This is a genomic window from Streptomyces lycii (assembly GCF_009735685.1).
Classification (GTDB): Bacteria; Actinomycetota; Actinomycetes; order Streptomycetales; family Streptomycetaceae; genus Streptomyces; species Streptomyces lycii.
Window position 1 is genome coordinate 1 of the sequence record NZ_WHPN01000369.1, and the last position, 18,647, is coordinate 18,647.

Genomic DNA, 18,647 nt, shown 5'->3' on the forward strand with positions numbered 1-18,647 from the left:
CGCGACGACGCGGCGCGGGAGCAGGACGCGGAGCGGCAGCGCGAGCTGCGCGCCGCCGCGGTGCGCGAGGCGGGTGACACGGCGGCCGCGCTCGGCCTGCTGCGGGCCTCCGGCCGCAGCGGCGACGCGTACGCCCTGCTGTGCGAGGCGGCGGCGCGCCCCGCGTCCCGACTGCCGCTGATCGCCGAGGCGTTGGAGCGGGCGGACCTCGCGGCGGAGGTCGCCACGCTGCTGTGGGAGGCCGCCTGTCTGCCGCCGCCCGCCCTCGCGGAGGGCGTGTGCGCGCTGGCGGACGCGGGGCGTGCGGAGGACGCGCGGATCCTGCTGTCCCAGGCCGTGGGCCGGCCCGCGGCCGACGTCGCCCACACCGCGCTCGCCCTGCGCGCCGCGGGGAGGCCCGAGGAGACGGCGTTCCTGCTGACCGGTGTTCTGCGCACCCGTACCGCGGAGGAGGCGGTCCGGGTCGCGGAACCGGTGCCCGCCGAACTGGTGCCGCCGCTGCTGGACGCGGCCGCCGCCGAGTCGCCGCACCGGTACCGGGACCTCGCGCACGCCCTGCGCGGCGCCGGGCTGCCGGGCGCGCCGGAAGCCGGCTGACCGTGTCCGCCGCGGCCGCGCGCCACGGCCCCGGCGGGCTGTCCCGTGTGACCCGTTGCGGTATGAATCGCCGCCGACTCGGGTTCTTCACGGCGATGCTCTTGCCACGGTCGGTGACGCGGCTTACGTTCTCCCTCTACGTCCCGCTTCTACGGGCGTAGAGGCTCTCTGACGTCAGCGGGGGAGCGGGGGTCCCGGCCCTCGCGCAGCGCAGTGAAGGAGCAGCTCATGGCCACCGTTGTCCGCGCCGCACTCGTCCAGGCGACCTGGACCGGCGACACCGAGTCGATGATCGCCAAGCACGAGGAGCACGCCCGGGAGGCCGCCCGGCAGGGCGCGCGGGTGATCGGCTTCCAAGAGGTCTTCAACGCGCCGTACTTCTGCCAGGTCCAGGACCCCGAGCACTACCGCTGGGCCGAGCCCGTGCCGGACGGGCCGACGGTGCGCCGCATGCAGGCGCTGGCCCGGGAGACCGGAATGGTCGTCGTCGTCCCGGTGTTCGAGATCGAGCAGTCCGGTTTCTACTACAACACCGCGGCCGTCATCGACGCCGACGGCACCGTGCTCGGCACCTACCGCAAGCACCACATCCCGCAGGTCAAGGGGTTCTGGGAGAAGTTCTACTTCAAACCCGGGAACCTCGGCTGGCCCGTCTTCGACACCGCCGTCGGCAGGATCGGCGTCTACATCTGCTACGACCGGCACTTCCCCGAGGGCTGGCGCGCCCTCGGCCTGGCCGGTGCCCAGCTGGTGTACAACCCGTCGGCCACCTCCCGCGGTCTCTCGGCGTACCTCTGGCAGCTGGAGCAGCCCGCGGCCGCCGTCGCCAACGAGTACTTCGTCGCCGCGATCAACCGCGTCGGCCAGGAGGAGTACGGCGACAACGACTTCTACGGCTCCAGCTACTTCGTCGACCCGCGCGGCCGGTTCGTCGGCGACGTGGCGAGCGACAAGGCCGAGGAACTCGTCGTGCGAGACCTCGACTTCGGCCTGATCGACGAGGTCCGGCAGCAGTGGGCGTTCTACCGCGACCGCCGCCCCGACGCGTACGAGGAGCTGACCCGCCCGTGACCCTCTTCTCCTCGCCCGCGCACAAACCGGCCGCCCCGACCGCGCCCGCCTCCGCCCACCCGACCGTCGCGCAGTCGGGCACCCGCCCCGCCCTGCACGCCCGGCACCGGGCCGTCATGCCCGACTGGCTCGCCCTCTACTACGACGAGCCGCTCGAGCTGACCCACGGCGAGGGCCGGCACGTCTGGGACGCGGAAGGCCGCCGCTACCTCGACTTCTTCGGCGGCATCCTCACCACCATGACCGCGCACGCCCTCCCCGAGGTCACCCGCGCGATCAGCGAGCAGGCCGGCCGCATCCTGCACACCTCGACCCTCTATCTCGACCGGCACATGGTGGAGCTGGCCGAACGCGTCGCGACCCTCTCCGGCATCCCCGACGCCCGGGTCTTCTTCACCACGTCCGGCACCGAGGCCAACGACGCGGCGCTGCTGCTGGCCACCACCCACCGCGGCTCCAACCAGGTGCTCGCGATGCGCAACAGCTACCACGGCCGGTCCTTCTCGTCCGTGGGCATCACGGGCAACTCCGCCTGGTCGCCCACCAGTCTGTCGCCGCTCCAGACGCTGTACGTGCACGGCGGCGTCCGCGGCCGCGGGCCCTGGGCGGACCTGTCCGACGCGGACTTCACCGCCGCCTGCGTCGCCGACCTCACGGACATGCTCGGCCAGACGCACGGCAACGTCGCCGCGCTGATCGCCGAACCGGTGCAGGGCGTCGGCGGGTTCACCGCACCGCCCGACGGCCTCTACGCCGCCTTCAAGGAGGTCCTCGACCGGCACGGCATCCTGTGGATCACCGACGAGGTGCAGACCGGCTGGGGCCGCACCGGTGACCACTTCTGGGGCTGGCAGGCGCACGCCGCCGCCGGGCCGCCCGACATCCTCACCTTCGCCAAGGGCATCGGCAACGGCATGTCGGTCGGCGGTGTGGTCGCCCGCGCCGAGGTCATGAACTGCCTGGGCGCCAACTCCATCTCGACGTTCGGCGGCAGCCCCGTCACCATGGCCGCGGGCTGCGCCAACCTCTCGTATCTGCTGGAACACGACCTCCAGGGCAACGCCCGCCGCGTCGGCGGCCTGCTCATCCAGCGGCTGCGGGCCATCGCCGCCGGACTGCCCGTGGTCCGGGAGGTCCGCGGCCGGGGCCTGATGATCGGCGTCGAGCTGGCCGGCCCGGACGGCGCGCCGTCGCCGCGCGCCGCCTCCCTCGCCCTCGAACACGCCCGGGAGGCGGGCCTGCTCATCGGCAAGGGCGGCCGCGAGGCCGACACCCTGCGCATCGCACCGCCGCTCAGCCTCACCGTCGCCGAGGCCGAGGAGGGCGCCGAGCTTTTGGAGGGAGCGCTGCGCCGGGTGCAGTCCACCATCGGAGGGGAGCAGCAGCCATGACCCGTACGCTCATCCGCGGCGGTCTCGTCGTCACCGCCGCCGAGGAGACCCACGCCGACGTCCTGATCGAGAACGGCCGTGTCGCGGCGCTGGCCGCGCACGGCAGCGCCTTCGGCGCGACCTGGACCGCCGACCGGACCTTCGACGCCACCGGGAAGTACGTGATCCCCGGCGGGGTGGACGCCCACACGCACATGGAGTTCCCCTTCGGCGGCACCGCCTCCTCCGACACCTTCGAGACCGGCACCCGCGCCGCGGCCTGGGGCGGCACCACCACCATCGTGGACTTCGCCGTCCAGAAGAAGGGCCACGGTCTGCGCGAGGGGCTGGACGCCTACTACGCCAAGGCCGACGGGGTCTGCGCGATCGACTACGCCTTCCACATGATCATGTCGGACGTGCACGAGGGCTCGCTGAAGGAGATGGATCTCCTCGTCGCCGAAGGCATCACCTCCTTCAAGCTGTTCATGGCCTACCCGGGCGTCTTCTACAGCGACGACGGGCAGATCCTGCGCGCCATGCAGCGCTCGGCCGCCAACGGCGGGCTGATGATGATGCACGCCGAGAACGGCATCGCCATCGACGTCCTCGTCGAACAGGCCCTCGCCCAGGGCCGCACCGACCCGCGCTACCACGGCGAGGTCCGCAAGGCGCTGCTGGAGGCGGAGGCCACGCACCGCGCCATCCAGCTCGCGCGGGTCGCCGAGGCCCCGCTCTACGTCGTGCACGTCTCCGCCGAGGAGGCCGTCACCGAACTCGCCCGGGCCCGCGACATGGGGCTGCCCGTCTACGGCGAGACCTGCCCGCAGTACCTCTTCCTGTCCACCGACAACCTCGCCGAGCCCGACTTCCACGGAGCCAAGTACGTCTGCTCCACGCCGCTGCGGCCCCGCGAGCACCAGGCCGCGCTCTGGCGGGCGCTGCGCACCGACGATCTCCAGGTGGTCTCCACCGACCACTGCCCGTTCTGCTTCACCGGCCAGAAGGAGCTGGGCCGCGGCGACTTCTCCAAGATCCCCAACGGGATGCCGGGCGTGGAGAACCGCATGGACCTGCTGCACCAGGGCGTCGTGGACGGCCACATCAGCCGCCGCCGCTGGATCGACATCGCCTGCGCCGCTCCGGCCCGGATGTTCGGCCTGTACCCGAAGAAGGGCACCATCGCGCCCGGCGCGGACGCCGACATCGTCATCTACGACCCGCACGCCGAGCACGTGCTGTCCGCCGAGACCCACCACATGAACGTCGACTACTCCGCCTACGAGGGCCGGCGCGTCACCGGCCGGGTGGAGACGGTCCTCTCCCGCGGCGAACCGGTGATCGGCCGCGGCCAGTACACCGGCCGCGCGGGCCACGGCCAGTACGTGCCGCGCGGCACCTGCCAGTACCACTGAGGGGACCCGCGCCCATGGACTTCGGACTCGTCCTGCAGACCGACCCGCCCGCCTCGGCCGTCGTGGAGCTGATGCGCCGCGCCGAGCGGAACGGCTTCCGCTACGGCTGGACGTTCGACTCCGCCGTGCTGTGGCAGGAGCCGTACGTCATCCACAGCCGCATCCTGGAACACACCGAGCGGCTGACCGTCGGCCCCATGGTCACCAACCCGGGCACCCGCACCTGGGAGGTCACCGCCTCCACCTTCGCCACCCTCAACGAGATGTACGGCAACCGCACGGTCTGCGGCATCGGACGCGGCGACTCCGCCATGCGCGTCGCGGGCCGGAGACCGAACACCCTGGCCCGGCTCGGCGAGGCCATCGGCGTCATCCGCGATCTGGCCGAGGGGCGCGAGGCCGAGGTCGACGGCACCGTGCTGCGGCTGCCCTGGGTGCGCGACGGCCGGCTCCCCGTCTGGATGGCCGCTTACGGGCCGAAGGCCCTCGCCATGGCCGGCCGGCTCGCCGACGGCTTCATCCTCCAGCTCGCGGACCCCTATCTGACGGAGTGGATGGTGCGGGCGGTGCGCGTCGCCGCCGTCGAGGCGGGCCGCGACCCGGACTCGGTCACCATCTGCGTGGCCGCGCCCGCGTACGTCACCGGGGACGACTCGCCGGAGGCGCTGGCGCACGCCCGCGAGCAGTGCCGCTGGTTCGGCGGCATGGTCGGCAACCACGTCGCCGACCTCGTGACCCGCTACGGCGAGCACTCCGACCTGGTGCCGGACGCGCTCACCGCGTACATCAAGCAGCGGCAGGGCTACGACTACGCGCACCACGGCCGCTCCGGCAACCCGGACACCGCCTTCGTGCCCGACGACATCGTCGACCGCTTCTGCCTGCTCGGCCCGCCGGAGGCGCACATCGAGAAGCTCGAGGCGCTGCGCGCCCTGGGCGTCGACCAGTTCGCCGTCTACGCGATGCACGACGCCAAGGAGAGCACCGTCGACGCCTACGGCTCCCGCGTCGTCCCCGCCCTCACCGGCTGAGGCCCCGCGCCGCCCGCACCCCGCCCGCACGCGCCGTTCGACAGTCCCCGTCCCCGCGAACGAATGGCAGCACCCATGACGGACACCGCCCCGGTCCCGCCCGCCCCGGCCGGGATACCCCCGCCGCTCACCCACCCCGACGGACGCGTCGAACTCGCCGAGGGCACCCGGCTGCCCGACAGCCCGTTCGCCAACGACGACCTCCAGCCGGTGCCCGTCGCCGCCCGGCACTGGACGACGTACAACTTCACCGCCCTGTGGGTCGGCATGGCCCACAACATCCCGTCCTGGACCCTCGCCTCCGGCCTCGTCGCGCTCGGCATGGACTGGAAGCAGGCCGTCCTCACCATCGCGCTCGGCAATGTCATCGTGCTGCTGCCGATGCTGCTCACCGGGCACGCCGGACCCAAGTACGGCATCCCCTTCCCGGTGCTCGCCCGCGCCTCCTTCGGGCTGCGCGGCGCGAACCTGCCCGCGCTCATCCGGGCGGCCGTCGCCTGCGCCTGGTTCGGCATCCAGACCTGGATCGGCGGGCAGGGCATCTATCTGCTGATGGGCAAGCTGTTCGGCGGCGGCTGGGAGAACGCGGCGCGGATCGGGGGCCAGCCGTGGACCCTGTGGCTGTGCTTCGCCGTGTTCTGGGTGCTCGAACTCGCCATCATCTACCGGGGCATGGAGACGCTGCGCCGCTTCGAGAACTGGGCCGGCCCCATCGTGCTGCTCGGCGCCGGCGCGCTGCTGTGGTGGATCGCCGACGAGGCGGGCGGCTTCGGCCCGCTGCTGGACCAGCCCTCGGCACTCGGCTGGGGCGCCGACTTCTGGAAGGTCTTCTTCCCGGCCCTGATGGGCATGATCGGCTTCTGGGCCACGCTGTCGCTGAACATCCCGGACTTCACCCGCTTCGGCAAGGGCCAGCGGGCCCAGGTCTGGGGCCAGTCGCTGGGGCTGCCCACCACCATGACCCTGTTCGCCCTGCTGTCGGTGCTCGTCACCTCCGGCTCGCAGGCCGTGTACGGCGAGCCGATCTGGGACCCGGTCGCCCTGTCGGCCAAGGCGGACAACGGCTTCGGGCTGGTGTTCGCGCTGCTCATGGTGCTGATTGCGACGGTCTCCGCGAACATCGCGGCGAACGTCGTCTCGCCCGCGTACGACCTGGCCAACCTCGCCCCGAAGCTCATCAGCTTCCGCACCGGCGCGCTGATCACCGGGGTGGTCGGCGTCGTCATCATGCCGTGGAAGCTGACCGAGACCCCCGAGCTGTACATCTTCACCTGGCTCGGGGTCGTCGGCGGGCTGCTGGGCACCGTCGCGGGCATCCTGATCGCCGACTACTGGATTCTCCGGCGCACCGTCCTGGACCTGGCCGACCTCTACCGGCCCGGCGGGCGCTACTGGTACACGGCGGGCTGGAACTGGCGGGCGGTGGCCGCGTTCGCCGTGGGCGGCCTGCTCGCCGTCGGCGGCTCCTACTCGGCGCCGGGCAAGGGACCCTTCCCGGCCGACGGGCTGGTGCCCCTCCTCCAGCCGCTCGCCGACTACGGATGGGCGGTGGGCCTCGGCGCCTCGCTGCTGCTCTACACGGTGCTGATGCGGGGCACCCGGATTTCATCCCGCTGACGCGTGCCGTCCAGCCGCGGGGCGCGGGCTGTCAGCGAGCCGTGATTCGATGGCGGAATGATCGGAAAACTGACCGCGGACGACCGGGCGAAGCTGCTCGCCGCGACCGAACAGGAGGTGCGGGACGCAGCGGCCGCGGAGGTCATGCCGCGATTCCGGCAGCTGGAGCGGCACGAGATCGACGAGAAGACCGGTCCGCACGACCTGGTCACCATCGCCGACCGGCGCGCGGAGGAGCGGCTGACCGCGTCGCTGCCCGCGCTGCTGCCGGGCTCGGTCGTGGTCGGCGAGGAGGCCGTCTCCGCGGACATCGGGGTTCTCGACGCGCTGCGCGGTTCCGCGCCGGTGTGGATCGTCGACCCGGTCGACGGCACCCGGCAGTTCGTGCGCGGCGAGCGGGGCTTCTGCACCCTGGTCGCCCTGGCACAGGACGGCGAGGTGCTGGCCTCCTGGACGTACGCACCGGCGACCGGGCGGATGGCCGTCGCGGTGCGCGGCGGCGGGGCCCGGCTCGACGGGGTGCGGCTGCGCACCGGCAGCCCGGCGGCGGGCGGGACGCTGGAGATCGCCACCTCCCACCCCGACTTCACCTCGCCGGAGGAGGACCGCGCCTTCGCGCGGCTCGCCGTCGAGGGTCTCTCGCCGCGCCCCTGCGGCTCGGCGGGCCTGGAGTATCTGCATGTCGCCCAGGGCGCGCTGGACGCCGTGGCGTTCGGCTGGGAGAACCCCTGGGACCACGCCGCCGGGCTGCTGCTCGTCGCGGAGGCGGGGGGCGTGAGCGCCACGGTCGCGGACGAACCGTTCCGGGTGACCGGCGGGAACGCCCTGCCGTTCACCGCCGCCCGCGACGAGGCCACGGCCCGGCGGGTGCTGGAGCTGATGCGCGGCCCGGGCATGCCGGAGGGCGAGGCCCGGGACGAGGGCTGACCGGGGCGGGCCGGGGTCAGGAAGCGGGTGCCGGGCGGTGCGGGCCGGGCTCCGGAGGCGTGTGCCGGGCGGCCGGGCGCGCCGAGGCGGAGGCGGGACGGCCGGCGCCGGGTGCGCGGACGGGTTGGGGGACGGGGCCGGGGCGGCTGACGCGGCCGGCCGGAGGTGCCAGGTGCCCGCCGGGGATGCGGGGTCCGCGGTGCCGCCGGAGCGGAGCGCCGCCGCGGGCGCCGCGCGGCGAAGTGGCCGGATCGGTGCGCCGAGCGGCTGATCCGTCCGTACCGGCCGGGCATATCCTGGGCGGGCGCCGGGCCTCGGCCCGGCCGGTCCGCCCGCTGACGAAGGAGTCGTACGGTGCCGTCGATGCTCGATGCGGTCGTGGTGGGGGCCGGCCCCAACGGGCTGACCGCCGCCGTCGAACTGGCCCGCCGCGGCTTCGCCGTGGCGCTCTACGAGGCCGCCGGGTCGGTCGGCGGCGGGGCCCGCACCGAAGAACTGACGCTCCCCGGTTTCCGGCACGACTCGTGCTCGGCCGTGCACCCGCTCGCCGCGGGCTCGCCCGCCTTCGACACCATGCCGCTGGAACGGTACGGCCTGGAATGGCTGCATCACGACCTCGCGCTGGCGCACCCCTGGCCGGACGGCACCGCCGCGGTGCTGGCGCACTCGGTGGGGGAGACCGCCGCCTCGCTGGGCTCCCGGGACGCCGGTGCGTACCGCCGCCTCGTCGAACCGTTCACCGGCCGCTGGGAGACGCTCGCCGCCGACTTCCTGCGCACCCAGTGGCTCGGGCTGCCGCGCGACCCGGTGCGCTGGGCCCGCTTCATGGCCACCGCGGCCCAGCCGGTCGCCCTCCTCACCCGCCGGTTCCGCGGCGACAAGGCCGCGGCGCTGTTCGCCGGGCTCGCCGGGCACGTCATCTCCCGGCCGGTCAGTCTCGCCTCCGGCGGGGTCGCGCTGATGTTCGCGCTCGCCGCCCACGAGCGCGGCTGGCCCATCCCGCGCGGCGGTTCGCAGGCGATCTCCGACGCCCTCGCCGGCTGGCTGCGGGCGCTCGGCGGCACCGTGCACACCGGCGTCACCGTCAAACGGCTCGACGAACTCCCGCCCGCGCGGGCGTACGTCTTCGACACCGCGCCCGGTGACCTCGCCCGGATCGCCGGCCTCGGCAACGCCTACCGGGGCTTCCGGCACGGACCCGGCGTATTCAAGATCGATTACGCGCTCTCCGGCCCGGTGCCGTGGACCTCGCCGGAGGCCCGCCGGGCCGGAACGGTCCATCTCGGCCCGTCCTACGCCGAGATCGACGACGCCCTGGGCCGGGCCGTCGGCGGCCGCGACCCGAAGACCCCGCTGCTGCTCACCGCCCAGCCCACGCTGGCCGACCCGACCCGCGCCCCGGAGGGCAGGCACACCTTCTGGGCGTACGGCCACGTGCCCCACGGCTGGACCGGGGACGCCACCGAGGCCGTCGAGCGGCAGATCGAGCGGTTCGCGCCGGGCTTCCGCGATCTGGTGCTGGCGCGGGCGACGGCCGGTCCGCCGGAGATGGCCGCCAGGAACGCCAACTACGTCGGCGGCGACATCGGCTGCGGCGCCTTCGACGGACTCCAGTCGGCGATCCGCCCCAAGCTCAAGCGGGTGCCGTACAGCACCGCCCGCCCGGCCGTCTTCCTGTGCTCCTCCGCGACCCCGCCGGGCGGCGGCGTGCACGGCATGTGCGGCCACCACGCGGCGAAGCAGGTCTGGCGGCGGCTGCGCGCGGCGGGCTGAGCCGCCGGTCAGGCGGCCCGGCCGCGACCGGCCCGCAGTTCGGCCCGTACGGAGCCGGGGTCGGTGCCGAGCCTGCGCAGCACGCCCGTCACCACCTTGTCCTCGTCGGTCAGCAGTCCCAGCAGCACGTGCCGGCTGCCGATCTCGCGGTCACCGAGCGCGAGCGCCTCCCGCAGCGAGCGTTCCAGCGCCTTCTTCGCGCGGGGCGCGAAGGGGATGTGCCCGCGCTCCCCGCCCGGCCGCCCGCGCCGGCGGAACCGCGACAGGCGCCACGGGCCCCGCCCGCCCGGCCGCGGCGCGCGGTCCAGGGCTCCCGGGCCGAAGCGCTCCTCGGCCCGGCCGCGGATCCGGTCCAGATCGATGCCGAGCGCGCGCAGCGCCTCCGCGTCGTCCTCGCCGAGCCCGTCGCCGCCCGGCCCGGCCACGGCGGCGACCGCGGCCCGGCAGTCCCCGGCGGTGACCGAGGCGCGCCGCAGGGCGGCGGCGGCCTCGTCCTGCTCGTCTCCCGCCAGCAGCGCCAGCAGCAGATGTTCCGAGCCGATCTCCCGATGGCCCAGCTTCCGGCTCTCCTCCTGCGCGCCGACGACGACGCCGCGCGCCTGACGGGTGAATCGTTCGAACACCGGTTACCTCCTCGCGTGCTTCTTGTGCACTGCCTGCCTGCTGACCCCGAGCGCCGTGCCGATCTCCTCCCAGGACCAGCCCTGCCGCCGCGCGCTGTCCACCTGGAGCGCTTCCAGCCGCTCCACCAGCCGCCGCAGGGCGGCCACGGCACGGAGCCCCACCTGCGGGTCGCCGTCCATGGCGGCCTCCGCGGTGTCCCGTGCGTCCTTCGCTTCGGTACCTGCCATACGTGTCAACCTAGGGTGACACGTGGGTTGTGTCAACTACGGTTGACGCCTGCCTCCGTGTCGGATTTCTGCCAGTACCACGCCCCGCGGTGCCCGATCCTGGAGTCATGCACACCGACACCGACCGCTGCGTACGGGCCGTTCAGTCCAAGGACGCGCGCTTCGACGGCTGGTTCTACACCGCCGTCCGCACCACCCGTATCTACTGCCGGCCGAGCTGTCCGGTGGTGCCGCCGAAGCCCGAGAACATGACCTTCTACCCCAGCGCGGCAGCCGCCCAGCAGGCCGGTTACCGGGCCTGCAAGCGTTGCCGCCCGGACGCCGCCCCCGGCTCCCCGCAGTGGAACGAGCGCGCGGACCTCACGGCCCGCGCCATGCGCCTGATCGCCGACGGAGTCGTCGACCGGGAGGGCGTCACCGGGCTCGCGGCCCGGCTGCTCTACAGCCCCCGCCAGATCGAACGGCAACTGCTCGCCGAACTCGGCGCCGGACCGCTCGCCCTCGCCCGGGCGCAGCGGGCCCAGACCGCGCGGCTGCTCATCGAGACCAGCGAACTGCCGATGGCGGACATCGCCTTCGCGGCCGGCTTCGCCAGCATCCGCAGCTTCAACGACACCGTGCGCGAGGTCTTCGCCGTCCCCCCGACGGAACTGCGCCGGCGGGCCGCGGCCCGGGCCGGCGGCTCCCGGTCCCGGGCGTCCGGCACCGGGGGACGGACGGCCGCCGGGGCAGGCCGGGGAACCGGCGGGCCGGGCACCGGACCGGCGGCCGGCGGCACCCTCACCCTCCGCCTCCCGTACCGCGAGCCGCTGACCCCCGACAACCTCTTCGGCCATCTCGCCGCCACCGCGGTCCCGGGCGTCGAGGAGTGGCGTGCCGGCGCCTACCGCCGCACGCTGCGCCTTCCGTACGGACACGGCATCGTCGCCCTCGGCCCCGGTCCCGGCCACATCCGCTGCCGGCTCACCCTCACCGACCCGCGGGACCTCACCATCGCCATCAGCCGCTGCCGCCGCATGCTGGACCTCGACGCCGACCCCGTCGCCGTGGACGACCTGCTGCGCTCCGACCCGGTGCTGGCGCCGCTCGTCGGCAAGGCCCCGGGGCGGCGGGTGCCGCGTACCGCGGACGGCGCGGAGTTCGCCGTGCGCGCCGTGCTCGGCCAGCAGGTGTCGACCGCCGCCGCCCGGACCCACGCGGGACGGCTCGTACGGGCCCACGGCGAACCGGTCGACGACCCCGAGGGCGGCCTCACCCACCTCTTCCCGTCCCCCGAAGCCCTCGCCTCGCTCGACCCCGCCTCGCTCGCCCTGCCCCGCAGCCGCCGCACCACCCTCACCACCCTGGTCGCCGCCCTGGCCTCCGGGGACCTCGCCCTCGACGCGGGCACCGACTGGGAGGAGGCCCGCGCCCGGCTCGCAGCCCTGCCGGGCTTCGGGCCGTGGACCGTCGAGACGATCGCGATGCGCGCCCTCGGCGACCCGGACGCCTTCCTGCCCACCGACCTCGGCCTGCGGCGCGCCGCCCGGGGGCTGGGCCTGCCCGGCACACCGGCCGCCCTCACGGCGCGCGCGGCGGAGTGGCGGCCCTGGCGGGCGTACGCCGTGCAGTACCTGTGGGCGACCGACGACCACCCGATCAACCTCATGCCGACCGGCTGAGACCACACACCGGGACGTACCGATGACCGCGACGACAGCGACCACAGCGACCACGAGCACGACCACGACCGCGACCACGACCGCGACCACGACCACGACCACGACCACCACGGCTGTGTCGGCGGCGGCTCCGGCGGCCGGCGGCAGCACCGAGGACAGCACTGCCGGAGAAAGCGCCACCGGTGAGAGCGCGCCCATGACAACAGCACCGGCGGTCGCAGCACTGCCGAGGACAGCGGCCCCGACGGACCGGACGTCCGGGCGCCGGACGGCTCCGGCGCGCCCGGGGAGCACGACGAACGAGCCGGGACCGGCGGAACGGCCGGACCCCGCGCGAACGATGGCGGCCGAGCCGCCGGAAGGGGGCCACACCATGACCGCCCACACCAGCACCCGGACCCACACCGTGATCGAGAGCCCCGTGGGGCCGCTGACACTCGTCGCCGCCGACGGGCGGCTCTGCGGCCTCTACATGACCGATCAGCGGCACCGCCCGCCGGAGGAGACCTTCGGCCCGCGTGACGACGCCGAACCGCTCTTCGCCCGGACCGCCGAGCAGCTCACCGCGTACTTCGCCGGCGAACTGACCACGTTCCGGCTGCCGCTCGCCCTGGAGGGCACCCCGTTCCGGCGCCGGGTGTGGGCCGCGCTCCAGGACATCCCGTACGGCGAAACCCTCTCCTACGGACAGCTCGCCGACCGCCTGGGGCAGCCGGGCGCCTCCCGTGCCGTGGGCCTGGCCAACGGCCGGAACCCGGTGGGCATCGTCGTCCCGTGCCACCGGGTGGTCGGCGCGACCGGCAGTCTGACCGGCTACGGCGGCGGTCTGGACCGCAAGCGTCAACTGCTCGCCCTGGAGCGTGGTGGAGTCCCCGCCGCGGTGGCCGGGCCGCCGACCGTTCAGGAAGGGATCTTCTGAGCCGGGGCACCGCAGCCGGACCGCCGCCGGGCCGTGGCCGTCGGGGCACCGCAGCCGGACCTCCGCCGGGGCGCGGGTCCGGGCGCGGGCCCGCGCCCCGGCGGGGGAGCGTGTGCCGTCCGCCGGGGGCCGCCCGCTAGCCCGGCCCGTGCAGGGTCTCCAGCAGGACCCGTACCTCACGCGTCCACGGGTGCGCCGGGCCCAGCACCCGCGCGCTGTCCCGGAACAGCCGGTCGTACTCGGTGAGGGCCCGTTCGAGGTCCCCCGTGATCCGGTAGGCGTCGGCCAGATGACGGCGGGCGGACAGGGTGTCGGGGTGGTCCGGGCCGAGCATCTGTTCGTGTTCGGCGAGTACCTGCTGGTGCAGGGGCACGGCCCGGTCGAAGGCACCCGCGCGCCGGGCCACCACCGCGAGGTTGTCCCGCGCGTGGAGCGTCTCGGAGTGCCGGGGGCCGACCGTGCTCAGATGCTCCTGGAGGATCTGTTCGTAGAGGGGCAGCGCGGCCTCCCACCGCCGCAGTGAGCGGTACGTGTCGGCGAGACGGCTGCGCGCGGTGAGGGTCGCCGGATGCTCGGGGCCGAGGCTCCGTTCCCGGGCTTGGAGGAGCTGTTCGTAGACGGCGACGGAGCTGTCCAGGTCGCCGGCCGCCTCGTGGGCCAGGGCCAGTTCGTTGAGCGCGCCGAGGGTGGCCTTGTGCTCCGGGCCGGCGGTCTCCTCCCACCCGGACACGACCCGGGTGCGGATCCGTACCGCCTCCTCGTGCTGTTCGAGTTCCGCCAGCAGGTCCGCGACCTGGGCCAGGGCGTGCAGGGTCTCCGGGTGACGGGGGCCGAGGGTCCGCTCCCAGCGGTCCAGGACCCGGCGGCAGCCGTGCAGGGCCGTTGCCGTGTGTCCCATCGAGCGGTGGACGTGGGCGATGTCGGACAGGGTGCCGATGGTGCCCGGGTCGTCCGGTCCGAGCGCCGATTCGCGCTGCTCGGCGAGCCGCACCAGCAGCGCCAGAGCCCGTTCCGGGCGGCCGTCCCGCAGCAGCTCGCCCGCCTGCTCGTGCTCCCTGTTCCACCGCGCCTGCGTCTCCGGGGACACCGGGGGCTCCGGGGGCAGCGGAGGCTCCGGGCGCGCTGCCGGTGACGTCCGGGGCTCCCGGGGCGGCTGTGCCGGCCGCGGCGGGTGACCGGCCGCGGTCCCGGCGGCCGGTGTTCGCCCGGGGGGCGCTGCCTCTCCGGGCGGCGCCGCTTCTCCGGGGGGCGCCGTGCCTTCGGGGGTCTCCGGCTCCGGGGGTGTCTCCGGAGCCGCGTGCTCCGGGTGCTTCCCGTCGGTCGCGGGCTCCGGGGGCGTCCTCGTCCCGCCGGGCGGCTCGGCGGTCCCGGGGGAGGACGCCGCGCCGGCCCGCCGGCCCTCCGGTGCCGAGGCGCTGTCCCGGCCCGGCGCGGGAGGTTCCACGGGGCGGGCGAGCGGGCCGCGCCGCAGCACGCTCGCCACCTCCTCCGCGGTCGGACGGTCCGCCGGGTCCGTCGCCACGCACTGCCTGAGGACGCCGAGCAGCAGCTGGTCCCAGGTCACCGGGCGCCGCATGCCGGAAGCCAGCGGCAGGTCCTCCCGGAAGGCGTCGAGATCGACCGGGACCCGGCCCGCGCGGGACTCCAGCAGCATCACCCCGAGGGCGAAGACATCACCGGCGGGGGTCGGGGCGCCGTCCTGACGGAACGACTCGGGAGTGCGGTACGCCGTGTTCTGCGGGTACATGTGGCCGTACGGGCTCGGTACCCCGTCGACGGTGGCCGTGATCCAGCCCGTCACCACCAGCTCTCCCGGGACCATGAGCACGTTGTTGGGGATCAGCGACCCGTGGACCACGGAGGCGCGGTGGGCCCGGGCCAGCACCTCGGCCAGCCGGGCCCCCAGCCGGCAGAGGGCGTCACCGGGCAGCGCCGAGGCGGCGAGCCCCGGGGCCCTGAGCGTCGCGGCGGGCTCACCGGAGGCGGGGTCCCGCAGCAGCGAGGCGGCGAGCCAGGGCCGGTGGCCGAACTCGCCCTGGCCGAGCAGCCTGGGCACGCCCTGCCCGTCCAGCCGGGTCAGCACCGTGGCCTCCGTGCCGATGACCGACTCCGCCCGTGCGCCGCCGCTCACCGGAAGCCGGACGGCCGCGAGCCGGCCCTCGTCGTCCCGTCCCAGATGGAGGGGGAGATCGGGCCAGCCTCCGGCGTGCCGGGCGATGATCCGGTAGGGCCCGAGCCGGCGCGGCTCGAAGCGGCTCGGTGAGACCCAGCCCGACCCGGGGCGGTCGACGAACGGCGGTATGCCGTCGGGTTCGGAGTCCGGGCCGGGTTCCGGAACGGGCCCCGGCGGCTCCGCGCTGCCGGTGCCGGGCGGGCGGCCGGCGTCCCGGCCGGACTCCGGGCCGGTCAGGTCCGGCGGCCCGAGCGGCGGCGTGGCGGACTGGGGCGGTGCGAAGGGTGCCGGTGGGGCGGACTGGGGCGGTGCGAAGGGTGCCGGTGGGGCGGACTGGGGCGGTGCGAAGGGTGCCGGTGGGGCGGACTGGGGCGGTGCGAAGGGTGCCGGTGGGGCGGACTGGGGCGGTGCGAAGGGTGCCGGTGGGGCGGACTGGGGCGGGTGGCCGGTGGCCGTGTCCGAAGCCTCGGTCCGTTCCCCGGGACCGGTGGCCGTGTCCGACGCCTCGACCGGTCCACCGGGAGAGGTGGCGTCCGGTGACCGCTCGCCGGCCTCCGGGGCCCCGGCCGCCGGCACATCCGTACGGTCCCCGTCCGGTGCTTTCCCCGGTGCTTCCGCCGGGGCGTTCGCCGGTGCCCCGGCGTCGCGGAACGCGGCCGCGACCTCGGCCGCCGAGGGCCGTTCCTCCGGTGCCTGCGCGAGACAGCGCCGCAGGATCTCGCGCGGCGGCCGCCCCGGCCCCGCCCAGCCGTCCAGCTCGGCCAGGGGATTCTCGTACCGGCGCGCCAGTGCTCCGGTGAGCGAGCCGACGAGCAGCACCCCCAGGGCGTACACGTCGGACGCCTCCGAGGGCGGGACCGAGATGTGCGACAGCTCCGGCGCCCGGTGGAGCGACCGCTGCGGGAACTCCGCACGGTAGGGGCTGACCGTTCCGTCGACGCTCGGGGTGAGCCAGCCCGTCAGCTGGACGTCGTCCTCGGTGACGAGGATCCGGCTCGGCCCGAGTGACCCGTGGACGAGCCCCAGTTCGTGCGCGTTCGACACCCCTTCGGCGAGGTGCCGGGCGATTCTGCCGAACTCGGGCTCCGGCAACGGCCCGTCTCTGCGGGCCACCAGGTCCTCCAGGGTGGGCCCCGGTTCCCCGGCCGCGTCCCGCGCGAGCGTGAAAGCGACCCAGGGGCGCCCGGTCCGCGTGTTCGCGCCCAGCAGCCGGGGGGCGCGGAAGCCGTCCAGCCGGGCGAGCGCCTCCCGCTCGTTCTCCAGTACGGCCCGGTGGACGTAGTCGTCGGCGGAGCCCGCCCGGACGGCGACGACCGTGCCGTCCGCGTCGTGCGCCAGCTGGAGCGGCACCCCGCGGTGGCCCCGGATGCTGCGGGCGAACAGCCGGTACGCGCCCAGCCGGGCGGGATCGGAGGGCCGGAGCGGCAGCCAGACGGAGCCGGGGCGGCCGACGTACTCGGGGACCGGCGGCCGCCCCGGAGCCCCCGCGGCCGTACCGGCCTCCGGGTCCCCGCCGGCCTCCGTGGCGGTACGGGCTTCGGGGTCCGTCGTGGTGTCCGGGTCCGTTCCGGCTTCGGGGTCCGTCGTGGTGTCCGGGTCCGTTCCGGCTTCGGGGTCCGTTGTGGTGTCCGGGTCCGTTCCGGCTTCGGGGTCCGTTGTGGTGTCCGGGTCCGTACCGGCGTCCGCGGAGGGCCCGTCCGCTGCCGAGAGGCCGTCCTCCGCCGGCGGCCCGGCCACCGGCGGTGCGCCGTCCGTCGCCGGCTCGCCCGCTGCCGACTCATCCGTCGTCGGCACCCCCGCCGCCGGTTCGCCCGCTGCCGGCTCGTCCGCCGCCCGCCCTGCATCGCCGTTCGCGGGAGGGGCGGAGTCACCCGCGGCGGGCGCCGCCGGTGCCGGCGTGTTCGCGGTGCTGCCGGAGTCACCGGTACGGCGCACGGGTGCCGGACGCACCCCCAGCCGCCGCATCAGCCGGTCCTCCACCCAGCCGAACGGCCGCGACACCCCGTCCGCCGTGCCCGTACCCGCCGGATGGGCCAGCCAGGCGGGGAAGTCCGGGGACCGGCCCGCGAGTTCGGCCAGCCGGGCGGAGACGGAGCGGCTGGTCCGGAGCAGCTCCCGGGCGGACGCCGATCCGACCAGGATCCGGCGGGCGGCGGGGGAGAAGTCGAAGGCCCGGTGCACCGGGAGCAGACCGGGTTCCCCGTGGTCGGCGCGGCGCATCAGGCCGCCGAGGAAGACTTCGGCCAGATGACCGGCGTCCACCCCCGCCAGGCTTCGCTGCACCAGCCGCATCACGGGCACCGACAGGGGCGCGGCCGCCGCGAGGTGCGCCGCCAGCCGGTACGCCTCGGGCGAGGCCGCCTCGCGGAACCGCACTACGGACTCGCCGGTGCCCGCCCCGGGGGCGCGGGTGTCGGCGTACGGCCGGGACGCGGGCGGGGCGGCGGCACCGGCCGCCAGCAGCGGCAGCACGGTGCTCGCCCCGGGCGAGGTGACGAGCCGGGCCCAGGTGCCCACGGCGTCCGCGGTGGGCTCGAGCACCGGCACGGGGACGCCGGCGAAGGGCGCCAGCGCCGCGGGCAGCACCGGATCGGCGACCCGCCAGGTGAGGTTCGGCGCGCCGCGCCGCCGGGTGACGACCCGCCAGGGCTCGGCGCGGATGCGCGAACCGTCCCACAGCCGGCGCGGCAAAGCGTGCAGCACGGCCACGGAACCGTGCCCCGACCAGCGCCGGAGCACTGCCGCCATCCGGCCGTCACCCCAGGCCGCGCCCACGCCGTCGCTGAGCACCAGGACGACGGTGTCGCCGGCCGGCCCGGTGACCGTCCCCGGCCGCAGCGGTACGCCGCCCGCCGGGGCGAAGGGGCGGCGGCCGAGCAGCGGCCCGCCGGGGGCGCGGCTGTCCAGACCGTAGATGCGGATGGTGCGGAAGGCGCCGCTGCGCTCCATCAACTGCCGCACCTCGGTGGCGAGCCGGCGCCACAGCAGCATCGAGACACCGTCGTCCACGACCAGCGCCAGATCGAGCAGCCGGCTGCGCGCGGGCCGCAGCACGGCGTCGGTGAGCCCGCTCTCCGCCATCGCGGCGGCCGTCGCCTCCTCGTCCAACTCCTGCCGCCGCGGGTCGGGAAGCCGCTGTTTCAGCGGCCGCAGCGCGCGCCCCAGCCGCAACTCGCCCTCGCTGAGGGCCTTCTCCTCCGGCACCCGGACCGGGGTCGCGGGCAGCGGGCGGGCGGTGTCCC

12 protein-coding genes and 1 pseudogene are annotated in these 18,647 nt (G+C 75.3%); 10 read left to right on the plus strand and 3 right to left on the minus strand.

Going from position 1 to position 18,647, the window contains the following annotated elements; translation table 11 throughout:
* The 8 genes and pseudogenes from GCU69_RS32800 to GCU69_RS24805 all read left to right on the plus strand — a co-directional run.
* Positions 1-597: pseudogene (locus GCU69_RS32800) on the plus strand (hypothetical protein); the annotation flags it as partial.
* A gap of 228 nt (positions 598-825) precedes the next feature.
* The gene (locus GCU69_RS24775; protein WP_098754340.1) at positions 826-1,668 is read left to right on the plus strand and encodes a nitrilase-related carbon-nitrogen hydrolase; all 843 of its coding nucleotides are present in this window, start codon (positions 826-828) and stop codon (positions 1,666-1,668) included.
* Between the two features lie 116 nt (positions 1,669-1,784).
* Positions 1,785-3,059 carry an aspartate aminotransferase family protein gene (locus GCU69_RS24780; RefSeq protein ID WP_098754343.1) on the plus strand — a complete coding sequence of 425 codons (1,275 nt, stop codon included), beginning with the start codon at positions 1,785-1,787 and terminating at the stop codon, positions 3,057-3,059.
* Entirely contained in the window at positions 3,056-4,453 is a 1,398-nt protein-coding gene (gene hydA / locus GCU69_RS24785; RefSeq protein WP_098754341.1) for a dihydropyrimidinase, read from the plus strand. The genes GCU69_RS24780 and hydA overlap by 4 nt, the downstream gene beginning before the upstream one ends.
* 14 nt (positions 4,454-4,467) lie before the next feature.
* A complete protein-coding gene (locus GCU69_RS24790; RefSeq protein WP_156207220.1) occupies positions 4,468-5,484 on the plus strand; it encodes a TIGR03842 family LLM class F420-dependent oxidoreductase in 1,017 nt (338 codons plus the stop codon).
* 75 nt (positions 5,485-5,559) lie between these two features.
* A complete protein-coding gene (locus tag GCU69_RS24795) occupies positions 5,560-7,101 on the plus strand; it encodes an NCS1 family nucleobase:cation symporter-1 (RefSeq protein WP_156207221.1) in 1,542 nt (513 codons plus the stop codon).
* A 57-nt stretch (positions 7,102-7,158) separates the two neighbouring features.
* Entirely contained in the window at positions 7,159-8,028 is an 870-nt protein-coding gene (locus GCU69_RS24800) for an inositol monophosphatase family protein (RefSeq protein ID WP_156207222.1), read from the plus strand.
* 354 nt (positions 8,029-8,382) lie between these two features.
* A complete protein-coding gene (locus GCU69_RS24805; RefSeq protein WP_098754345.1) occupies positions 8,383-9,801 on the plus strand; it encodes a phytoene desaturase family protein in 1,419 nt (472 codons plus the stop codon).
* A gap of 8 nt (positions 9,802-9,809) precedes the next feature.
* On the opposite strand, the gene GCU69_RS24810 is transcribed toward GCU69_RS24805, so the two are convergent.
* On the minus strand, positions 9,810-10,424 hold the full coding sequence (locus GCU69_RS24810; RefSeq protein ID WP_156207223.1) for a Clp protease N-terminal domain-containing protein: 615 nt from the start codon (positions 10,422-10,424) through the stop codon (positions 9,810-9,812).
* Between the two features lie 3 nt (positions 10,425-10,427).
* A complete protein-coding gene (locus GCU69_RS24815; protein ID WP_098754347.1) occupies positions 10,428-10,652 on the minus strand; it encodes a hypothetical protein in 225 nt (74 codons plus the stop codon).
* A gap of 107 nt (positions 10,653-10,759) precedes the next feature.
* Here GCU69_RS24815 and GCU69_RS24820 point away from each other — a divergent pair, with 107 nt between their 5' ends.
* Together GCU69_RS24820 and GCU69_RS24825 are read left to right on the plus strand one after the other, a co-directional pair.
* The gene (locus GCU69_RS24820; protein WP_098754348.1) at positions 10,760-12,313 is read left to right on the plus strand and encodes a DNA-3-methyladenine glycosylase 2; all 1,554 of its coding nucleotides are present in this window, start codon (positions 10,760-10,762) and stop codon (positions 12,311-12,313) included.
* A gap of 373 nt (positions 12,314-12,686) precedes the next feature.
* Positions 12,687-13,232 carry a methylated-DNA--[protein]-cysteine S-methyltransferase gene (locus GCU69_RS24825; protein WP_156207224.1) on the plus strand — a complete coding sequence of 182 codons (546 nt, stop codon included), beginning with the start codon at positions 12,687-12,689 and terminating at the stop codon, positions 13,230-13,232.
* Between the two features lie 136 nt (positions 13,233-13,368).
* Here GCU69_RS24825 and GCU69_RS34435 read toward each other — a convergent pair whose 3' ends face one another.
* Positions 13,369-18,630 (minus strand): SAV_2336 N-terminal domain-related protein, encoded by a 5,262-nt coding sequence (locus GCU69_RS34435; protein WP_268969336.1) that lies wholly within the window; start codon positions 18,628-18,630, stop codon positions 13,369-13,371.
* Positions 18,631-18,647: the final 17 nt, after the last annotated feature.

Excerpts from the sequence above, each read along its gene's own strand:
- GCU69_RS24775 (WP_098754340.1), top strand. The coding sequence starts at position 826 with ATGGCCACCGTTGTCCGCGCCGCACTCGTCCAGGCGACCTGGACCGGC.
- GCU69_RS24780 (WP_098754343.1), top strand. The coding sequence starts at position 1,785 with ATGCCCGACTGGCTCGCCCTCTACTACGACGAGCCGCTCGAGCTGACC.
- hydA (WP_098754341.1), top strand. The coding sequence starts at position 3,056 with ATGACCCGTACGCTCATCCGCGGCGGTCTCGTCGTCACCGCCGCCGAG.
- GCU69_RS24790 (WP_156207220.1), top strand. The coding sequence starts at position 4,468 with ATGGACTTCGGACTCGTCCTGCAGACCGACCCGCCCGCCTCGGCCGTC.
- GCU69_RS24795 (WP_156207221.1), top strand. The coding sequence starts at position 5,560 with ATGACGGACACCGCCCCGGTCCCGCCCGCCCCGGCCGGGATACCCCCG.
- GCU69_RS24800 (WP_156207222.1), top strand. The coding sequence starts at position 7,159 with ATGATCGGAAAACTGACCGCGGACGACCGGGCGAAGCTGCTCGCCGCG.
- GCU69_RS24815 (WP_098754347.1), bottom strand. The coding sequence starts at position 10,652 with ATGGCAGGTACCGAAGCGAAGGACGCACGGGACACCGCGGAGGCCGCC.
- GCU69_RS24820 (WP_098754348.1), top strand. The coding sequence starts at position 10,760 with ATGCACACCGACACCGACCGCTGCGTACGGGCCGTTCAGTCCAAGGAC.
- GCU69_RS24825 (WP_156207224.1), top strand. The coding sequence starts at position 12,687 with ATGACCGCCCACACCAGCACCCGGACCCACACCGTGATCGAGAGCCCC.